General features: G+C 44.2%; 4 protein-coding genes. All 4 read right to left on the reverse strand.

The window, feature by feature from the left end:
• On the reverse strand, positions 1 to 129 hold a 129-nt coding region (locus ACOTXR_RS24970; RefSeq protein WP_032492237.1), incomplete at its 3' end, for an SMR family transporter.
• 222 nt (positions 130 to 351) lie between these two features.
• Complete coding sequence (locus ACOTXR_RS24975) at positions 352 to 804, reverse strand: NAD(+)--rifampin ADP-ribosyltransferase Arr-3 (protein WP_001749986.1); 453 nt, start codon at positions 802 to 804, stop codon at positions 352 to 354.
• An 84-nt stretch (positions 805 to 888) separates the two neighbouring features.
• Entirely contained in the window at positions 889 to 1521 is a 633-nt protein-coding gene (locus ACOTXR_RS24980) for a type B-3 chloramphenicol O-acetyltransferase CatB3 (protein WP_000186237.1), read from the reverse strand.
• A 137-nt stretch (positions 1522 to 1658) separates the two neighbouring features.
• Positions 1659 to 2489, reverse strand: a complete 831-nt coding sequence (locus ACOTXR_RS24985) for an oxacillin-hydrolyzing class D beta-lactamase OXA-1 (RefSeq protein WP_001334766.1) — start codon at positions 2487 to 2489, stop codon at positions 1659 to 1661.
• Positions 2490 to 2628: the final 139 nt, after the last annotated feature.

Below are 2628 nucleotides of genomic sequence, written 5' to 3' on the forward strand. Positions count from 1 at the left end.
TGCGATGCCATAACCGATTATGACAACGGCGGAAGGGGCAAGCTTAGTAAAGCCCTCGCTAGATTTTAATGCGGATGTTGCGATTACTTCGCCAACTATTGCGATAACAAGAAAAAGCCAGCCTTTCATGATATATCTCCCAATTTGTGTAGGGCTTATTATGCACGCTTAAAAATAATAAAAGCAGACTTGACCTGATAGTTTGGCTGTGAGCAATTATGTGCTTAGTGCATCTAACGCCGCCATAAACGGCGACAGGGTGGCGCGCCTATTGCGCATAAAATGGCGAAGCCATGCGCAACAGGCGCGGAATCTCTGGCGTCCGGTTTGATGGCTTTGTTATGCAAAGGACTAGTCTTCAATGACGTGTAAACCACGGCGCTTTAAGTCCTCCAACGAATCCAACATTCCCCTTATTAATTCAACAGGATGCCCCTCCCAGTCTTCAACAACGCCAACAATTCTCAAGGGTTCGCAGGTTCTATAGGACTGTGTTGGATTACCGGGAAATCTTTTGTTCGTAAGATTCGGATCGTCTTCGAACGGTCCTGTTGGCTCAACTATGTATATGTAGCCGCGACCCTCGAGGCCAGACAGTGACATAGCAAGTTCAGCTCCCCAAACTGCTGGCTCCATCAAGGCTGAAAAGTAGATGTGCTTAAGAATACGACCGTCCTCGAAATGAGAGATGAACCCTGTGGTTAGCAAGTCACCAATCGCCAAATTGGCTTTGGTTCCATGATAGAACGGTCCTTGCACCTGCTTGTAATTATCATGAGAGATGGGAATCCAATCTTTTACCATTTTAAGACCCTTAATTGTTGGGATTTGGCTGCATAACGCCTGAAATAAGCCGTGCCGCGAAGCGGCATCGGCTTGATTGAATTGTTAGACGGCAAACTCGAGCCAATACTTGTGCAGGCCAACAATATTAGACGAGCACAGCATGGGCATTGCCGCTTTGATCTTCTCCAGTGACCAATTCCACCACTCCATCTCCAGAAGCAATGAAATTTCCTCATCGGTGAAGCGTTTCTTAATCTTCTTAGCGGGATTGCCGCCAACGATAGCGTAAGGCTCCACATCTTTTGTCACCAACGAGCGGCTGCCTATCACCGCACCGTGCCCGATCTTGATTCCGGGCATGACCATTGCCTCAGAGCCGATCCAAACGTCATTGCCAATGACAGTATTACCTGCTTTTTGGAAGGCATCGAGTGCGCTTGAGAATGCAGGTTCTTCCTGCATATAAAAGAACGGGAAAGATGATGCCCAGTCGTACCGATGCCCCTGATTGCCAGCCATGATAAAGGAAGCCCCACTCCCGATAGAGCAGAAACTACCGATGATCAACTTATCAACGTCATCACGGTCCGGAAACAGATACCGTGCGCAGTCATCGAATGAGTGCCCATGATAGTAGCCAGAGTAATAGCTGTACCGCCCAACTTTGATATTGGGGTTCTTCACTTGCTCAGAAAGCAGCTTGCCTTTGAAGGGGCTATCAAAGTAGTTGGTCATAAGAGATCCCGCGGTCTGTGACTTTGCCGTCTAACGTTTGAAATAAGGGGCGCCGAGCGCCAGCGAGGGGAGCCAAAAGCTTGCTTTTGGCCGTCCCGACTTGATTGAAGGGTTGGGCGATTTTGCCATTAGATTTTTTATAAATTTAGTGTGTTTAGAATGGTGATCGCATTTTTCTTGGCTTTTATGCTTGATGTTAAATTCGACCCCAAGTTTCCTGTAAGTGCGGACACAAAAACATATTTATGTCCTGATTTGCTTATAATAAACCCTTCAAACCATCCGTTTTGTAAGGTTCTATTTGCTGTGAATCCTGCACCAGTTTTCCCATACAGTTTTGTACTATTATCCAGATCTTGTAGATACATGTTCTCTATGGTGTTTTCTATGGCTGAGTTTTTAACTGGGAGATTGTGATTAATAATTTTACGCAGGAATTGAATTTGTTCTTCTGGTGAAATTTTTAAGCTACTTTCGAGCCATGCTTCTGTTAATCCGTTGTTTCTTTCTTTATCTCCAGAGAAGTCTTGATTTCCATAATCAAAATCTTTGAGATAATTCTTGATTTTATTTAATCCAATTTTTTGGGTTATTTCTTGCGAAACCCAAACAACAGAAAATTGCATCCACGTCTTTGGTGTATGATTGCTGTTCCAGATCTCCATTCCTTTGGGGGTTTTATCCCATTTGAATATGGTTTTCTGATCTATTATTTCCGCATCAAATGCCATAAGTGATAATGCGATCTTGAAAGTTGAATCTGGTGCCATTTGCGTTGCACACTTTGCTTTATTGAATTGAGCAATTTCAGCGTTTGTGGATGCATCGTAAAGTAAAAAACAACCTTCAGTTCCTTCAAATAATGGAGATGCAACAGTAGAGATATCTGTTGATGCACTGGCGCTGCTGTAGATAATATTTGCAATTATTAAAAAAATAGCGAAGTTGATATGTATTGTGTTTTTCATAATAAGTATTGGTTTGGTAAAGGGCTTAATTTTAACGGCTAACAATTAATGAGGCTCCGGGTTCGCCCAACGTTTGACATGAGGGGCGGCCAAGGGCGCCAGCCCTTGGACGTCCCCCTCGATGGAAGGGTTAGGCATC

This window comes from Enterobacter cloacae complex sp. IR53030, from assembly GCF_049238365.1.
GTDB classification, from domain to species: Bacteria; Pseudomonadota; Gammaproteobacteria; order Enterobacterales; family Enterobacteriaceae; genus Enterobacter; species Enterobacter kobei.

Excerpts from the sequence above, each read along its gene's own strand:
- ACOTXR_RS24975 (WP_001749986.1), bottom strand. The coding sequence starts at position 804 with ATGGTAAAAGATTGGATTCCCATCTCTCATGATAATTACAAGCAGGTG.
- ACOTXR_RS24980 (WP_000186237.1), bottom strand. The coding sequence starts at position 1,521 with ATGACCAACTACTTTGATAGCCCCTTCAAAGGCAAGCTGCTTTCTGAG.
- ACOTXR_RS24985 (WP_001334766.1), bottom strand. The coding sequence starts at position 2,489 with ATGAAAAACACAATACATATCAACTTCGCTATTTTTTTAATAATTGCA.